The sequence below is a fragment of the Micromonospora sp. NPDC052213 genome (genome assembly GCF_040679695.1).
In the GTDB taxonomy this organism is placed as follows: domain Bacteria; phylum Actinomycetota; class Actinomycetes; order Mycobacteriales; family Micromonosporaceae; genus Micromonospora.
In genome coordinates this window covers 53,689-68,272 of the sequence record NZ_JBFAVI010000009.1, presented here as the reverse complement: position 1 = coordinate 68,272, position 14,584 = coordinate 53,689, and the positions used below count along the sequence as shown (strand labels likewise).

Here is a 14,584-nt window from a genome sequence, read left to right as displayed (position 1 = left end):
GCCCGCTCCCGCGCCGTCCACCTCGCACCCGCCGCGCGGGCGGGGCGGGGAACCGGGGGCGGGAGGCCCGTCAGAGGGCCAGGCAGGCGGCGGCGGGGGTGCCGGCGGGCGGGGGGAGCGGGAGCGAGGCGACGCCCTCCGCCGCCAGGGCGGCGCGCAGGCGGTGCAGGTCGGCGCCGAAGCGGACCAGCTCGGCCGGGCCGGCCGGGGCGGCCGGGGAGCCGAGCACCAGCGCCGTCGCCTCCGCCGGCCAGCCGGGCACGGCGGTGACCATCCCGGCGCGCACGGCCTCGTCGGTGACGAGGGTGAACTCCGTGCCGGGCGCGACCACGCCGGCGACCGCGGCGATCGCCCGCCGCACCGCGTCCCGGTCGGGCGGGGCCGGATTGGGGGCGTCCGGCAGGGTGGCGGCGGCGGCCAGTCCGGCCGCCTTCGCCTCGGCGGTGCCCAGCGAGAAGAGGTCCATCGCGGCGTCCCGGACCAGCGTCGCCGCGCCGGCGCCGTCGTCCGGCCGGGGCGCGGTGAGGTAGCCGCGCACCACGGCGACCGGCACCTGGTCGCACTTGCCCTTGATCAGCTCGCCCGCGCCGGCCAGCTCGTCCACGACCGCCATCTGGGTGAGCTGGAGTTCGTTGCCGTACGGGTCGACCTCGCCCCGGTGGTCGCGGATCGCGTCCATGCCGGCGACGCCGAGCGCCACGTCGGTGAGCCCGTTGCGCCAGGGCCGGCCCATCGTGTCGGTGATGATCACCGCGACGTCGACGTGGTAGCGGTCGCGCAGGGCGGCGCGCAGCGCCCGGGCCGAGGCGTCCGGGTCCGCCGGGAGCAGCACCAGCCGGGTCTTGTCGACGTTCGAGGCGTCGATCCCGGCCGAGGCCATCACGAAGCCGTGGTGGGTCTGCACGATCCGGGTCGCGCCCCGGGTCGCCACCACCCGCGCCGTCTCGGCGGCCAGCACCTCGTCCCGCGCGGCGAGCCGCTCCGGCCCGTCCGCCGGGACGTCCACCAGCCGCCCCTCGGACTTCGAGACGATCTTGCTGGTCACCACCAGCACGTCGCCGTCGCGCAGCCACGGCGCGGCGTTCGCGATCAGGGCGGCCAGGTCGTCGCCCTCGGACACGTGACCGATGCCCGGCACCGGCAGGATCTCCAGCCTCATGTCAGCTCCAGCGCGGCGCGGACCATGGCCGCCGTCGCCGTCTCGTCGGTCATCAGCAGCGGCACCGCGCGCACCGTCACCTCCGGCACCACGACGCCGGCGTCCTCCTCGGCGACCAGCCAGCCGTCGAGCAGCCCGCCGGCCGCCCGGCCGCCGTAGAGGCGGCCCACCCCGGCCGCGCTGCACTCGACCCCGAGCACCTCCAGGCAGCGGTCCGCCATGCCGCGCACCGGCGCGCCGCCGATGATCGGCGAGACGCCGACCACCGGGGCGGGGCCGTCGGCGACCGCCTCGCGCAGCCCGGGCACGGCCAGGATCGGGGCGATGCTCACCACGGGGTTGCTCGGCGCGATCAGCACCACGTCGGCCCCGGCGATCGCCTCCACGACGCCGGGCGCCGGCTTCGCCGTCTCCGCGCCGACGAAGACGAACCGGTGGGTGGGGACGTTCCCGCGGTGGCGTACCCACCACTCCTGGAAGTGGATCGCCCGCTGGCCGCCGTCGGGCCCGTCCGCGCCGGATTCCCCCGCGACCGCCGGCCCGCTCACCACCACGTGCGTCTCCAGGCGGTCGTCGGTCGCCGGCAGCAGACGTACGCCGGGCTGCCAGCGGGTGGCGAGCGCCTCGGTGACCGCGTGGAGCGGGTAGCCGGCGTTGAGCATGGTCGTGCGCACCAGGTGGGTGGCGACGTCCCGGTCGCCGAGCCCGAACCAGGTCGGCTCGGCGCCGTACGCGGCCAGTTCCTGCTTGACCGTCCAGCTCTCGTCGACGCGGCCCCAGCCCCGCTCGGGGTCGGCGCCGCCGCCCAGCGTGTACATGACGCTGTCCAGGTCGGGGCACACCTTGAGCCCGTGCAGGAACAGGTCGTCACCGACGTTGACCACGGCGGTCACCTCGGCGCCGACCTCGCGGGCGTACGCCCGGACGCCGAGCAGGAAGCGGGCGCCCCCGATGCCGCCCGTCAGAACCACGATGCGCATGTCGAACATCCTCGCGCACGAGCCGCCTCGGATCCGCCGCTGGCCCGGGAGACTAGGCTCACGTCGGCAACTGTCCGCTTTCGCCCCGAGGGGGATCCCGTGACCAGCCCCGCCGAGCCCGCGTCCACCGACGCGACGCAGGCCAGCCAACTGACCAAGCCGCTGCGTGAACTCGCCGCGCTCGTGCTCCTCGGTGCGAACGCCGTGTTCCTCTTCGTCGGCCTGATCCGGTTGCTGACGCCGGCCGAGTACGTACCCTTCGCGAGCCGGGCGGGCAACGCCTTCCCCGCCTTCGTCGGTATCGACACGGTGGCCCTGCCGCTGCTGGCCGTGCTGCTCGCCACGCACGTGCGCCCCCCGGCGCCGAAGGCGAAACTGATCACCCAGGTCGCCCTCGGTGAGTACGCGTTCAGCGCGCTGTTCGGCGTGCTGACCTTCCTGGTCTGGACGCTCGAACTGCTGTCCCAGGGCGAGGTCCTCGACGCCTTCCTCGGCCTGCTCTCCCGGGTGGCCTGGCTGGGGCTCCTCGCGCTCGCCGCGTTCGTCGTCTTCAAGATCTGGCGCACCCTGTACTACGTCCCGAAGCCGAAGGCCCAGCCCGGCGTGTACGGCCAGCCGCAGCCCGGTTGGCCGCAGCAGCAGGGCGGCTACCCGGCCCCGGGTCAGCCGGGCCAGCCGGTCCCCGGTCAGCCGGGTCAGCCTGGCCAGCAGATCCCCGGTCAGCCGGGCGCCTGGCCGGCCCCCGGCCCGTACGGCGCCCCGTACGGCCAGCAGCCGGCGCCGTTCGGCGGCCCGCAGGCGACCCCGCCGTTCAACCCGGCGCCGCAGCCGGGCCCGCCGGCCGCCACCGCGCCGCAGTCGGCGCCCCCGTTCGGGCCGTCGCCGACCGCCCCGCCGTTCGGGCCGCCGCCCTCGGCCGAACCGACCCAGGCGATCCCGCGCCAGTCCGTCGAGCCCACCCAGGCGATTCCGCGCCCCACGGACGGGGAGCCGGACCACACCCAGCGCATCAACCCGGGCGACACCCCCGACGCCCCGCGCTGACCGGGCGGCACCACCGCATCCGAGCGCCCCGCACGACCACGTGCGGGGCGCTCGCGTCTCCCCGGACGCCCGGCCCCCAGCCCCCGGCCCCTGCGTCCGGCCCCTGCGTCCGGCGCCCGGCGCTCGCCTCCGGTGCCCGGTGCCCGGTGCCCGGGGTCCGGCCCCCGGCCTCCGGTGCCCGTCGCCCGGCCGGGGTCGGTTCGGGGGCCGGCCCGGCGGCGGGACGAGGGGTGCGTGCCCATGTTCACGGTGTGGGCCGGGCGGGCGGGGTGCGGCCGGCGAGCGCTTAGGCTGGGCGGATGGTTGATCGCACCGAGCCCGGCCCGAGTGACGCGAGCGTGCGGCGGGCGCTGCGCCGGGCGGCGACCGGGCGGGCGCTCGACGCCGACGAGGCCACCGCGCTGCTGAGCGCCCGGGGCGACGCGCTGGACGAGCTGCTCGACGTCGCCGGCGCGGTCCGCGACGCCGGGCTGCGCGAGGCCGGGCGGCCGGGCGTGGTGACGTACTCGAAGAAGGTCTTCATCCCCCTCACCCGGCTGTGCCGGGACCGCTGCCACTACTGCACGTTCGCCACCGTGCCGCACCGGCTGCCGGCGGCGTTCCTCGACCGCGACGAGGTTCTCGCCATCGCGCGGGCGGGCGCGGCCCAGGGCTGCAAGGAGGCCCTGTTCACGCTCGGCGACCGGCCGGAGGAGCGCTGGCCGGCGGCCCGGCAGTGGCTGGACGAGCGCGGCTACGACTCCACCCTGGACTACCTGCGCGCCTGCGCGGTGGCGGTGCTGGAGGAGACCGGGCTGCTGCCGCACCTGAACCCGGGCGTGCTGTCCTGGTCGGAGCTGCAGCGGCTGAAGCCCGTCGCGCCCAGCATGGGGATGATGCTGGAGACCACGGCGACGCGGCTCTGGTCGGAGCCGGGCGGCCCGCACTTCGGCTCGCCGGACAAGGAGCCGGCGGTCCGGCTCCGGGTGCTCGACGACGCGGGCCGCGTCGGGGTGCCGTTCACGACCGGCATCCTGATCGGCATCGGCGAGACCCCCGCCGAGCGGGTCGACGCGATCTTCGCCATCCGGCGCGCCCACCGGGAGTACGGCCACCTCCAGGAGGTGATCGTGCAGAACTTCCGCGCCAAGCCGGACACGGCGATGCGCGGGATGCCCGACGCGGAGCTGCACGACCTGGCCGCCACGGTGGCGGTGGCCCGGGTGCTGCTCGGGCCGAAGGCCCGCATCCAGGCCCCGCCGAACCTCATCGAGGGCGAGTACGACCTGCTGCTGCGGGCCGGCATCGACGACTGGGGCGGCGTCTCCCCGCTGACCCCGGACCACGTCAACCCCGAGCGTCCCTGGCCCCACGTGGACGAGCTGGCCCGGCAGACGGAGAAGTCCGGGTTCACGCTGCGCGAGCGGCTGACGATCTACCCCGAGTACGTGCGGGCCGGCGACCCGTGGCTCGACCCGCGCCTGCTGCCGCACGTCGGCGCGCTGGCCGACCCGGCGACCGGGCTGGCCGTCGAGGAGGCGCGGCCGGTGGGCCGCCCCTGGCAGGAGCCCGACGAGACGTACGGCGGCCGGACCGACCTGCACGCCACCATCGACACCACCGGGCGCACCGGCGACCGGCGCGGCGACTTCGACCACGTCTACGGCGACTGGTCGGAGGTGGCCGGCAAGGTCACCGCCGGGGGCGGGGGCGGGACCGACCGCGACCTGCGGGCCGGGCTGCGGCTGGCCGCCGACGACCCGGCGGCGCTGCTCGACCCGCGGCACGCCGACGCCGCGCTGGCGCTGTTCGCCGCCGACGGGCCGGCGCTCGACGAGCTGTGCCGGCTCGCCGACGACGTCCGCCGGGCGGCGGTCGGCGACGACGTGACGTACGTGGTCAACCGCAACATCAACTTCAGCAACGTCTGCTATGTCGGGTGCCGGTTCTGCGCCTTCGCGCAGCGGGAGCGGGACGCCGACGCGTACCGGCTCTCGGTGGAGCAGGTCGCCGACCGGGCCGAGGAGGCGTGGGCGGCCGGTGCCAGCGAGGTCTGCCTCCAGGGCGGCATCGACCCGAAGCTGCCGGTGACCGTCTACGCCGACCTGGTCCGGGCGATCAAGGCGCGGGTGCCGGGGATGCACGTGCACGCGTTCTCGCCGATGGAGATCGTCACCGCCGCCGCCAAGGCCGGCGTGTCCGTGCGGGAGTGGCTGACCGGGCTGCGCGACGCCGGGCTGGACACCATCCCGGGCACCGCCGCCGAGATCCTCGACGACGACGTGCGCTGGGTGCTCACGAAGGGCAAGCTGCCGGCCGCCGCCTGGGTCGAGGTGGTCGGCACGGCCCACGAGCTGGGCATCCGGTCCAGCTCCACGATGATGTACGGCCACGTGGACCACCCCGCGCAGTGGCTCGCGCACTTCCGGGTGCTGGCCGGGTTGCAGGACCGCACGGGCGGCTTCACCGAGTTCGTGGCGCTGCCGTTCGTGCACACCAACGCGCCGATCTACCTGGCCGGCATCGCCCGCCCCGGGCCGACCTGGCGGGAGAACCGGGTGGTGCACGCGATGGCCCGGCTGCTGTTGCACGGCCGGATCGACAACATCCAGTGCTCCTGGGTGAAGCTCGGCGACGAGGGCACGGCGGCGATGCTGCGGGGCGGCTGCAACGACCTCGGCGGCACGCTGATGGAGGAGACGATCTCCCGGATGGCCGGTTCCGGCAACGGTTCGGCGCGTACCGAGGAGCAGTTGATCGCCATCGCGGCGGCCGCCGGACGCCCGGCCCGCAAGCGCACGACCGCGTACGGCAGCCCCCGGCCGTAGGGCTTTACCTGTTGCCGGCCGGGCGCGGGTTCCCGGGTGCCCGGCCGGGCCTCGCTCCATTTCGTACGGTTGGCTTCTTCGAGTTCGGCGACGACGTGCGATACGAGATCCATATCGACAACGACGGTGACGGGCGGGCCGACGTCGCCTACCGGTTCGAATTCACCACCGGGATCACGAATCCGAACGGCTTTCTCCGCCGTCGGGGCTGAGCGCCGCCGACGTGACCGCGCCGTTCCTCCCCGACTTCCCCTAGGTGGGTACGGGTTCACCAACCCGCCGGCGTCGTCCTCGATCTCGGCGGCGACATCGGCGCCCTGATCATCCACCCGGGACGGAACCTCGCACGGCCGGGAGATCGACGTCAGCCGGGACGACGAGCCGCGTACGCACTCGGCGGTCCGGGAGCGGCGGGTGCGGGACGGGGCGTGCCATCCGCCCGGAGCTGCCCGCCCGCGTCCATACCGTCTGGTGGGACGATCGGCCGCCGGCCGGCCGGTTCGGTGTCACCGCCGGCGTGATCGCCGAGTCCACGCGGCCGACCAGCGTGCCTCCGGTCCCCTGCTGAGCCGGCCGGCGCCGGCCGCTGCACCGCTCCGTCCACATTGTGAGCGGGATGCCGGCGGTCGTTTCCGGCTCGACGGGCGGTCGACGCGAACTCGGGTTAACCTTGTCCCCCACCAAGATCAACGATGCGGTGGGTGGTCTTTCGGGGGTCTCCATCGGCCTGCCCGGTCGGGCCGGCGGGGAAGCGCCACGGGAGAAAACTCGGGCAACTCGCCGGAGAGGGCGTTACTCGGCCGGGGTCTGAATCGATAGGGCAGGTTGCGAGGCCGGGCGGCCGGGTGGTCGTCCGGAGTGTTGTCGGGAGGGCGACTCCATTATCAAGTTCGGCTTGACGGCGCACGCATTACACGCGTGTAATTTGAATGGGGTTGTTCGCACGGTACGCAACAAATCGGGACCGGACGGACACGCGCGCCTTTCGCGTGGGGGGTTGCAGCGGCGATGACGCCGGTGCGCGACAAGGAGGCATTTGATGGACGGCCAGCTTGAGGTGGCCGACCTGCTCGGAAACGCGCCGGAGTGGCAGGAGCGGGCGCTCTGCTCGCAGACCGATCCGGAGGCGTTCTTCCCCGAGAAGGGCGGCTCGACCCGCGAGGCGAAGCGGATCTGCTCGCGTTGCGAGGTCAAGACGGAATGCCTCGAATACGCTCTCGGGCACGACGAGCGGTTCGGGATCTGGGGTGGGCTCTCGGAGCGGGAGCGGCGCAAGCTCAAGCGGCGGGCCGCCTGAGCGTTGCCGGGCCGGGGCGGTGGGGGCCGCCCGGCTCAGGCGCAGTCGCACCGGTCGCCGTTCGCGGCGGCATCCGGCGGGGCGGCATCCGGCGGGGCGGCTCAGGCCAACTCGTCCGGATCGACCCCGAGCAGGTTGGCCACCTGCTCGATGATCACGTCGTGTACGAGATCCGCGAGATCCTCGCGGTCCATGGCGCGGAACTCGAGCGGCCGGCGGTAGAGCACGATCCGCGGGGGCACCTCCTGCCGGCCCGGCCGGCCGGGCAGCAGCCGGGCGAGCGGCACCTCGCCGTCCTCCAGCACGTCGGAGTCGTAGACGTTCAGGTCCGGCGGGACGTCCTCCACCGCGAACTCGACCCCGGCCAGTTCCTTGGCGAACCGCCGTTCCAGGGTCTCGACGGTGTCCAGCACGAGGTCGTCGAAGATCTCCGCCTTCGTCCGTGCCAGCGGCACCGTCGCCGGCACCAGTCGCCCGCGCAGGCCGCGCCCGTGCCGGTCACGGTGGGCGCGCCGGCCGGGGCCGGGGCGGCGGTGTTCCGGGCTCGTCATGAGGGACAGGTTAGCTCCCGTACCGACCTGGCCTGCGGCAGCGCGGCGGGTGCGGCGCGGCGCGGGTCGCGCCGGACAGAATTGTGATCACCGTGACGGGCGTGTCGCAACGCGAAGCGGTGCGCCGGACCCGGTAATGGGGATACCCTGCCGCCGTGAGGTCACCACGGCGCTGCTCCCGTAACGGCTGCCCCCGGCAAGCAGTCGCCACGCTGACCTATGTCTACAACGAGTCGACAGCCGTGGTGGGGCCGCTGGCCGCCTTCGCCGAGCCGCACACCTACGACCTCTGCGAGCCGCACGCCCGCAGCCTGACCGCGCCCCGCGGTTGGGACGTGGTCCGGCACGAGGGCGAGTTCGAGCCCCCGCCGCCCACCACCGACGACCTGGTCGCGCTCGCCGAGGCCGTCCGCGAGGCCGCCCGCCCGGTGGCCCCCCGCCCACCCGAGAGCGACGAGAGCCTCAACACGGCCCCCCAGACGGGCCGCCGCGGCCACCTCCGCGTCATCCCCCCCACCCACTAACCCCCCACCCTCCGCGCCCCTCCCACCCCCGCCTCCGCGCGTTGATCATGAAGTTGTTGGCACGAGCTTCGGCATGTCGCGGCAACTTCATGATCAACGGGCTCTGGGTGGGCGTGGGTCAGTGGCCTAGGAGGCGGGTGAGGAGGGTGGCGCGGCGGGAGGGGCGGTCCGTGCGGTTCTCCGCCGCGTCGGCGGAGACCATCAGCCGCAGGGCCGCGTTCACGGCCAGCCAGCGCAGCGGCTCCGGCTCCCACTTCGGGGAGCGGTGGTTCACCCAGGGCAGGGCGGTCAGGTCCGTCCGCTCGCCCCGGATCAGGTCGGCCAGGGTCCGACCGGCGAGGTTGCTGGTCCCCACGCCGTCGCCGACGTAGCCACCGGCCCAGGCCAGCCCGTCGGCCCGGTCGAAACCGACCGAGGCCGCCCAGTCCCGGGCCACCCCGAGCGGGCCGCCCCAGGTGTGGGTCACCGGCACGTCCAGGCCGAGCACCGGGAACAGTTCGCCGAGCGTACGGCGCAGTGCCGCGAAGACCGTCGGCTCCCGGTCGTGGCCGGGCAGGACCCGGGAACCGAAGTGGTAGGGCGCGCCCCGGCCGCCGAAGGCGAGTCGGCCGTCGGCGGTGCGCTGGCCGTAGACGATGACGTGCCGGTGGTCGGAGAAGGTCTCCCGCTCGGCGAGGCCGATCCGCGCCCAGGTCGCGGCGGGCAGCGGCGCGGTGGCGACCATCAGCGAGTAGACCGGCGCGACGGTGCGGCGCTGCCCCGGCAGGCCGGGCGTGTAGCTCTCGGTGGCCCGCACCACCACCGGCGCGTGCACCGTGCCGGCCGGGGTCACCGCCGCACCGGGCCGGATCCGGGTCACCCGCGTGCCCTCGTGGATCGTCACCCCTCGTCGCTCCACCGCCCGGGCCAGCCCGCGCACCAGCCGGGCCGGGTGCACCGCCGCGCAGTGCGGGGTGTACGTGCCGCCGCGTACCCCCTCGGCGGCGCAGCGGGCGGTGGCGTCGTCGGCGTCGAGCAGCGCCAGGTCCTCCGGCCCGAGCCCGTACGCCCGCGCCTCCGCGACGGCCGCGCGCGCCCGGTCGAGCTGGGGGGTGGTGCGGGCGAGCACCACCGTCCCGCCGTACGCCCAGTCGCAGTCGATGCCCTCGGCCGCGACGACCCGGCCGACCTCGGCGACGGTGGCGTGCAGGGCGCGCTGCATGGCGATCGCGGCGTCCCGCCCGTGCCGGCGGGCCAGCGCGGGCAGCGAGGTGGGGAACAGCGCCGAGCACCAGCCCCCGTTGCGGCCGGACGCGCCGTAGCCGGCGACCTGTGCCTCCAGCACGGTGATCCGCAGCGTCGGGTCGGCGACGGCGAGGTAGTACGCCGTCCAGAGCCCGGTGTAGCCGGCCCCGACGATCACCACGTCCGCGTCGGCGTCGCCGGCCAGCGGCGGACGCGGGGTCAGCGGCTCGTCCACGGTGGACAGCCAGTACGACAGGTCCTGGTAGCGCATCGGCCGCTCCGGGTGCGGAAACGGCCGGGTCGACCACGCGCCGCGGGGCGCGCGGCCGGCCCGGCCGGATGGACGAGGGTTACAGGCGCGCCCACGCCTCGGTGAGCACGGCGCGCAGGATCTGCTCGATCTCGTCGAACTGCTGCTGCTCGGCGATCAGCGGCGGCGCGAGCTGCACGACGGGGTCGCCCCGGTCGTCGGCGCGGCAGTAGAGCCCGGCGGAGAACAGCGCGGTGGACAGGAAACCGCGCAGCAGCCGCTCGGACTCGGCCTCGTCGAAGGTCGCCCGGGTGGTCTTGTCCTTGACCAGCTCGATGCCGTAGAAATAGCCGTCGCCGCGCACGTCGCCGACGATCGGCAGGTCGTGCAGCTTCTCCAGGGTGGCGCGGAAGGCCGCCTCGTTGGCCCGGACGTGCCCGACCAGGTCCTCGCGGGCGAAGACCTCCAGGTTGGCCAGGGCCACCGCGCAGGAGACGGGGTGGCCGCCGAAGGTCACGCCGTGGGCGAACATGCCGGTCTCGGTCAGGAACGGCTCCATCAGCCGGTCGCTGGCGATCATCGCGCCGAGCGGGGCGTAGCCGGAGGTGATGCCCTTGGCGGTGGTGATGATGTCGGGCTGGTAGCCGTACCGGACGGCGCCGAAGTATTCGCCGAGCCGGCCCCAGGAGCAGATCACCTCGTCGGAGACGAGCAGCACGTCGTACGCGTCGCAGATCTCCCGGACCCGCTCGAAGTAGCCGGGCGGCGGCGGGAAGCAGCCGCCGGAGTTCTGCACCGGCTCCAGGAAAACGGCGGCGACCGTGTCCGGCCCCTCCCGCTCGATGGCCCGACCGATCTCCTCGGCGGCCCAGCGGCCGAACGCCTCGGGGGAGTCGCCGTGCTCGGGGGCGCGGTAGAAGTTGGTGTTCGGCACCTTGATGCCACCAGGGACCAGCGGCTCGAAGTCGCTCTTGATGCCGGGCAGGCCGGTGATCGACAGCGCGCCCATCGAGGTGCCGTGGTAGGCGATGTACCGGCTGACCACCTTGTGCTTGTTCGGCCTGCCGGTGCGCTTGAAGTAGGCGCGGGCGAGCTTCCACGCCGCCTCGACCGCCTCGGAGCCGCCGGTGGTGAAGAAAACCCGGTTCAGGTCTCCGGGGGTGAGCGTGGCGATCCGCTCGGCCAGCTCGACGGCCTTCGGGTGTGCGTACGACCAGAGCGGGAAGTAGGCCAGCTCGCCCGCCTGCTTGGCGGCGGCCTCGGCCAGCTCGGTGCGCCCGTGGCCGGCGTTGACGACGAAGAGCCCCGCGAGGCCGTCCAGGTAGCGGCGGCCCTGGGCATCCCAGACGTACGCGCCCTCGCCGCGCACGATGGTCGGCACCTCGCCGGCGGAGTAGCTCGCCATCCGGGTGAAGTGCATCCAGAGGTGGTCGGTGGCGTCGGCCATGTCAGCCCCATCGGGTCTCGGGCCGGTCAGGGGTGACACCGGCCGCTCTGCCCACGGTTATCCCACAGTCCGGCGGCCAAAAGCAAGTGGGATCGGTGGTGTGTGGTCGATATGGCAACGGAATCAGCGAGTAGCCAAAGCGTGAACGACGGAATCCGTATCGCGAGGGTTGTGAGGTGAACGGTGGGTGGGATCGCGTCGGACGGGCATTGTCGAGCTGCCCTGTCGGCGAGGCCGCGTCGAGGGGGATCGCGGTGGAGCCGCGTCGAGGGCGTCACGGTCGGGACACCTTCGGGGCACTTCGGCCGCGCTCGCGGCGCACCTGAGGTGCGCGAAACACATCCCACCGCGACACGCCGGTAGGCGGCGGACGCCGGCACCGAGCGTGGCTATCGTGCGCCGGAGCGTGAACCCGCGTGGAGGGAGGATCCGATGGCCAACGAGGCGCTGCGGGTGGCGATGGCCGCCAAGGGGGAGACCGTCGAGTCGCTGGCGGAGAAGGTGCGTGTCGACCCGAAGACGGCGGGCCGGTGGCTCACGTCGGGCCGGATCCCGCACCCCAGGACCCGGCTGGCGGTGGCCGAGGTGCTCGACCGCGACGCCGCCGAGCTGTGGCCCGAGCCGTTCCGCCGCCGCGACCTGCCCTGGTTCCGCCCCTGGGCCGAGCTGGAACAGGACGCCATCTCGATCCGGTCCTACGAGCCGCTGCTGGTGCCGGGCCTGCTTCAGACCGAGGGGTACGCCCGCGCGGTGCTCGGGACCGGCGGCCTGCTGTCGGCGGCCGAGGTGGACCAAATCGTGGCCGGCCGGCTGGAGCGCCAAGAGATTCTCTGTCGTGAGGAACCTCCGCAGCTCGTCGTCGTGATCGACGAGGTGGTGCTTCGCCGGCCGGTCGCGGGCCGGGCGGTGATGGCCGAGCAACTGGCCCATCTCGCTGCGATGGCGCAGCGGGAGCACGTGCAGATCCGGGTGATCCCGGCCGAGGGACCCTGGCACACGGGGTTGGCCGGGCCGTTCGTGCTGGCCCGACTCCGGGACGGGGTCGAAGTGGCCTATCTGGACAATCAGCTCCGTGGTCAGATGGTGACTGAGGGCATCGATATTGCTAGCCTGGGTCGGAGGTGGGAGAGCGTCACCGGTGAGGCGCTTCCCTGCCGCCGGTCGATCGCACTGATCCGAGAGGTGGCGCAGACATGGACCTGACGGAAGCCCGCTGGCGCACCGCCACCCGCAGCAGCAACAACGGCGGCAACTGTGTCGAGGTGGCCGACAACCTGCCCGGCCGGGTGCTGGTGCGGGACAGCAAGGACCGTGCCGGCGGCACCCTCAGCTTCGGGCCCGACGCCTGGCGGGCGTTCGTCGCGTCGGTCGGGCGCGACGGGGGCGCGCGCTGATCAGGCGGTGCCCCAGGTGTACGTCTGCTTGCGCAGCTTGAGATAGACGAACGCCTCGGTGGAGAGCACGCCCTCGACCGACCGCAGCCGCTGGAGGATCTCCAGCAGGTGGTCGTCGTTGCGGCAGACCACCTCGGTCAGCAGGTCGAACGAGCCCGCCGTGATCACCACGTAGTCGACCTCGTCCAGCTCGGCGAGGCGGTCGGCCACGGCCTCCAGGTCGCCGTTCGTACGCAGGCCGATCATGGCCTGGCGGGGGAAGCCGAGCTGGAGCGGGTCGGTCACCGCGACGATCTGCATCACCCCGGCGTCGAGCAGCCGCTGCACCCGCTGGCGCACCGCCGCCTCCGACAGCCCGACCGCCTTGCCGATGGTCGCGTACGGTCGGCGGCCGTCCTCCTGGAGCTGTTCGATGATCTGCTTTGCCACGTCGTCGAGCAGTGCGTGGCTGGCACCCTCGCGGACGGTGACCCTGCGTCCGCCGTTGCCGTTGTCGTGCTGCCGGTTCGTCATCGACCGCTCCCCATGTCCGTGCCCGGGCTGAGCCTAGTGCCCCCGGGCAGTCTGGCGTATTTCGTCGTGCAGAGCTATTCCGGCAACGGAATCCCTTGTAAGGAAGGTCACCTCATGTCAGGATCAGTCGTCCACCGCACCTGACCCTCCCGCCGGCGCGCCACCCCCGTTCCCGCCGCCGACGATGACCCCTAGGAGTCGTCACATGCGTACTCCCTTTCGGCCCCTCACCCGGCGTGGACTCCTGACCGGCACCCTCGGCTCGGCCGCGCTGCTCGCCGCCGGCGGCTCGCTGGCCGGCTGCGGCACCAAGGCCGCCACCCAGACGGAGGCCGGCTGCGTCAGCGAGGACCTGTCCGCCACCGAGAAGAAACTGGCCTTCTCCAACTGGCCGCAGTACATGGACGTGGACGAGAAGGACGAGTCCAAGCGGCCGACCCTCGACGCGTTCGTCGCCCAGAGCGGCATCCAGGTCGCCTACACCGAGGACGTCAACGACAACAACGAGTTCTTCGGCAAGGTGCAGAACCAGCTCGCGGGCTGTCAGGGCACCGGCCGGGACGTCATGGTCCTCACCGACTGGATGGCGGCGCGGATGATCCGCCTCGGCTGGGTCCAGAAGCTCGACAAGTCGAAGCTGCCCAACGTCGAGGCCAACCTGCTGCCGTCGCTGCGCAACCGGTCCTTCGACCCCGAGAACCAGCTCGCCATCCCGTGGCAGTCCGGCCTGGCCGGGCTGGCCTACAACGGCAAGGTGACCAAGGAGATCCGGACGGTCGACGAGCTGCTCACCCGCCCCGACCTCAAGGGCAAGGTGACGGCGCTGTCCGAGATGCGCGACACCATGGGCCTGCTGCTCCAGTCGAACGGCCACGACCCGGCGAACTTCACCGGCCCGCAGTTCGACGACGCGCTCAACAAGCTCAAGAAGGCCGTCGACTCCGGCCAGATCCGCCGGTTCACCGGCAACGACTACGCTCCGGACCTCGCCAAGGGCGACATCGCCGCGTGCATCGGCTGGTCCGGCGACGTCATCCAGCTCGGCTTCGAGGACGACAAGGTCAAGTTCGTGGTGCCCGAGTCGGGCGTGATGCTCTGGTCGGACAACGTCCTCGTGCCGAACAAGGCCACCCACAAGGGCAACGCCGAGCAGATCATCAACTACTACTACGACCCGGCGGTCGCCGCGAAGCTCGCCGCGTTCGTGAACTACATCTGCCCGGTCCAGGGCGCCAAGGCCGAGATGGAGAAGATCGACCCCGAGCTGGCCGCCAACCCGCTGATCTTCCCCGACGACACCATGCTGTCGAAGTCCAAGGTCTTCATGGCGCTGGACGAGAAGCAGGAACGCGAGTACGAGAGCAAGTTCCAGCAGGTCATCGGGGCGTGAGCGG

At 73.4% G+C, this 14,584-nt stretch carries 13 protein-coding genes and 1 pseudogene; 8 read left to right on the top strand and 6 right to left on the bottom strand.

Annotated elements, in window-relative coordinates; genetic code table 11:
- Positions 1 to 70: 70 nt before the first annotated feature.
- Both AB0L34_RS04555 and cofD read right to left on the bottom strand, forming a co-directional pair.
- Positions 71 to 1,159 carry a coenzyme F420-0:L-glutamate ligase gene (locus tag AB0L34_RS04555; protein WP_363701848.1) on the bottom strand — a complete coding sequence of 363 codons (1,089 nt, stop codon included), beginning with the start codon at positions 1,157 to 1,159 and terminating at the stop codon, positions 71 to 73.
- The gene (cofD, locus tag AB0L34_RS04550) at positions 1,156 to 2,139 is read right to left on the bottom strand and encodes a 2-phospho-L-lactate transferase (RefSeq protein ID WP_363701846.1); all 984 of its coding nucleotides are present in this window, start codon (positions 2,137 to 2,139) and stop codon (positions 1,156 to 1,158) included. Before cofD ends, AB0L34_RS04555 begins: the two co-directional genes overlap by 4 nt.
- Positions 2,140 to 2,238: 99 nt before the next feature.
- On the opposite strand from cofD, the gene AB0L34_RS04545 reads away from it, so the two are divergent.
- The 4 genes and pseudogenes from AB0L34_RS04545 to AB0L34_RS04530 all read left to right on the top strand — a co-directional run bounded on the left by AB0L34_RS04545 (position 2,239) and on the right by AB0L34_RS04530 (position 7,287).
- The gene (locus AB0L34_RS04545) at positions 2,239 to 3,183 is read left to right on the top strand and encodes a hypothetical protein (protein WP_363701844.1); all 945 of its coding nucleotides are present in this window, start codon (positions 2,239 to 2,241) and stop codon (positions 3,181 to 3,183) included.
- Between the two features lie 299 nt (positions 3,184 to 3,482).
- Complete coding sequence (locus AB0L34_RS04540) at positions 3,483 to 5,990, top strand: bifunctional FO biosynthesis protein CofGH (protein WP_363701842.1); 2,508 nt, start codon at positions 3,483 to 3,485, stop codon at positions 5,988 to 5,990.
- Positions 5,991 to 6,064: 74 nt separating this feature from the next.
- A pseudogene (locus AB0L34_RS04535) lies at positions 6,065 to 6,187 on the top strand (DUF4331 family protein); the annotation flags it as partial.
- A gap of 842 nt (positions 6,188 to 7,029) precedes the next feature.
- Positions 7,030 to 7,287 carry a WhiB family transcriptional regulator gene (locus tag AB0L34_RS04530; protein WP_007455784.1) on the top strand — a complete coding sequence of 86 codons (258 nt, stop codon included), beginning with the start codon at positions 7,030 to 7,032 and terminating at the stop codon, positions 7,285 to 7,287.
- A gap of 101 nt (positions 7,288 to 7,388) precedes the next feature.
- Here the strand turns inward: AB0L34_RS04530 and AB0L34_RS04525 are convergent, their stop codons facing one another.
- Entirely contained in the window at positions 7,389 to 7,838 is a 450-nt protein-coding gene (locus AB0L34_RS04525; RefSeq protein WP_089001916.1) for a metallopeptidase family protein, read from the bottom strand.
- A gap of 155 nt (positions 7,839 to 7,993) precedes the next feature.
- Here AB0L34_RS04525 and AB0L34_RS04520 point away from each other — a divergent pair, with 155 nt between their 5' ends.
- Positions 7,994 to 8,362, top strand: a complete 369-nt coding sequence (locus AB0L34_RS04520; protein WP_363701840.1) for a DUF3499 domain-containing protein — start codon at positions 7,994 to 7,996, stop codon at positions 8,360 to 8,362.
- A 118-nt stretch (positions 8,363 to 8,480) separates the two neighbouring features.
- Here the strand turns inward: AB0L34_RS04520 and AB0L34_RS04515 are convergent, their stop codons facing one another.
- Together AB0L34_RS04515 and AB0L34_RS04510 are read right to left on the bottom strand one after the other, a co-directional pair.
- On the bottom strand, positions 8,481 to 9,857 hold the full coding sequence (locus tag AB0L34_RS04515; RefSeq protein WP_363701838.1) for an FAD-dependent oxidoreductase: 1,377 nt from the start codon (positions 9,855 to 9,857) through the stop codon (positions 8,481 to 8,483).
- Positions 9,858 to 9,936: 79 nt separating this feature from the next.
- Positions 9,937 to 11,283, bottom strand: a complete 1,347-nt coding sequence (locus tag AB0L34_RS04510) for an aspartate aminotransferase family protein (protein WP_350703251.1) — start codon at positions 11,281 to 11,283, stop codon at positions 9,937 to 9,939.
- A 432-nt stretch (positions 11,284 to 11,715) separates the two neighbouring features.
- On the opposite strand from AB0L34_RS04510, the gene AB0L34_RS04505 reads away from it, so the two are divergent.
- Entirely contained in the window at positions 11,716 to 12,486 is a 771-nt protein-coding gene (locus AB0L34_RS04505) for a helix-turn-helix transcriptional regulator (protein ID WP_363701836.1), read from the top strand.
- Positions 12,477 to 12,677 carry a DUF397 domain-containing protein gene (locus tag AB0L34_RS04500; protein WP_363701834.1) on the top strand — a complete coding sequence of 67 codons (201 nt, stop codon included), beginning with the start codon at positions 12,477 to 12,479 and terminating at the stop codon, positions 12,675 to 12,677. Before AB0L34_RS04505 ends, AB0L34_RS04500 begins: the two co-directional genes overlap by 10 nt.
- Here AB0L34_RS04500 and AB0L34_RS04495 read toward each other — a convergent pair whose 3' ends face one another.
- On the bottom strand, positions 12,678 to 13,190 hold the full coding sequence (locus tag AB0L34_RS04495; protein WP_350703245.1) for an Lrp/AsnC family transcriptional regulator: 513 nt from the start codon (positions 13,188 to 13,190) through the stop codon (positions 12,678 to 12,680). It abuts the gene before it with no gap.
- Positions 13,191 to 13,395: 205 nt separating this feature from the next.
- Between AB0L34_RS04495 and AB0L34_RS04490 the strand changes: the two genes are divergently transcribed.
- Complete coding sequence (locus AB0L34_RS04490) at positions 13,396 to 14,580, top strand: spermidine/putrescine ABC transporter substrate-binding protein (protein ID WP_350703243.1); 1,185 nt, start codon at positions 13,396 to 13,398, stop codon at positions 14,578 to 14,580.
- Positions 14,581 to 14,584: the final 4 nt, after the last annotated feature.

Coding starts and splice junctions, on each gene's coding strand:
- AB0L34_RS04555 (WP_363701848.1), bottom strand. CDS start 1,159: ATGAGGCTGGAGATCCTGCCGGTGCCGGGCATCGGTCACGTGTCCGAG.
- cofD (WP_363701846.1), bottom strand. CDS start 2,139: ATGCGCATCGTGGTTCTGACGGGCGGCATCGGGGGCGCCCGCTTCCTG.
- AB0L34_RS04540 (WP_363701842.1), top strand. CDS start 3,483: ATGGTTGATCGCACCGAGCCCGGCCCGAGTGACGCGAGCGTGCGGCGG.
- AB0L34_RS04530 (WP_007455784.1), top strand. CDS start 7,030: ATGGACGGCCAGCTTGAGGTGGCCGACCTGCTCGGAAACGCGCCGGAG.
- AB0L34_RS04525 (WP_089001916.1), bottom strand. CDS start 7,838: ATGACGAGCCCGGAACACCGCCGCCCCGGCCCCGGCCGGCGCGCCCAC.
- AB0L34_RS04515 (WP_363701838.1), bottom strand. CDS start 9,857: ATGCGCTACCAGGACCTGTCGTACTGGCTGTCCACCGTGGACGAGCCG.
- AB0L34_RS04510 (WP_350703251.1), bottom strand. CDS start 11,283: ATGGCCGACGCCACCGACCACCTCTGGATGCACTTCACCCGGATGGCG.
- AB0L34_RS04505 (WP_363701836.1), top strand. CDS start 11,716: ATGGCCAACGAGGCGCTGCGGGTGGCGATGGCCGCCAAGGGGGAGACC.
- AB0L34_RS04500 (WP_363701834.1), top strand. CDS start 12,477: ATGGACCTGACGGAAGCCCGCTGGCGCACCGCCACCCGCAGCAGCAAC.
- AB0L34_RS04495 (WP_350703245.1), bottom strand. CDS start 13,190: ATGACGAACCGGCAGCACGACAACGGCAACGGCGGACGCAGGGTCACC.
- AB0L34_RS04490 (WP_350703243.1), top strand. CDS start 13,396: ATGCGTACTCCCTTTCGGCCCCTCACCCGGCGTGGACTCCTGACCGGC.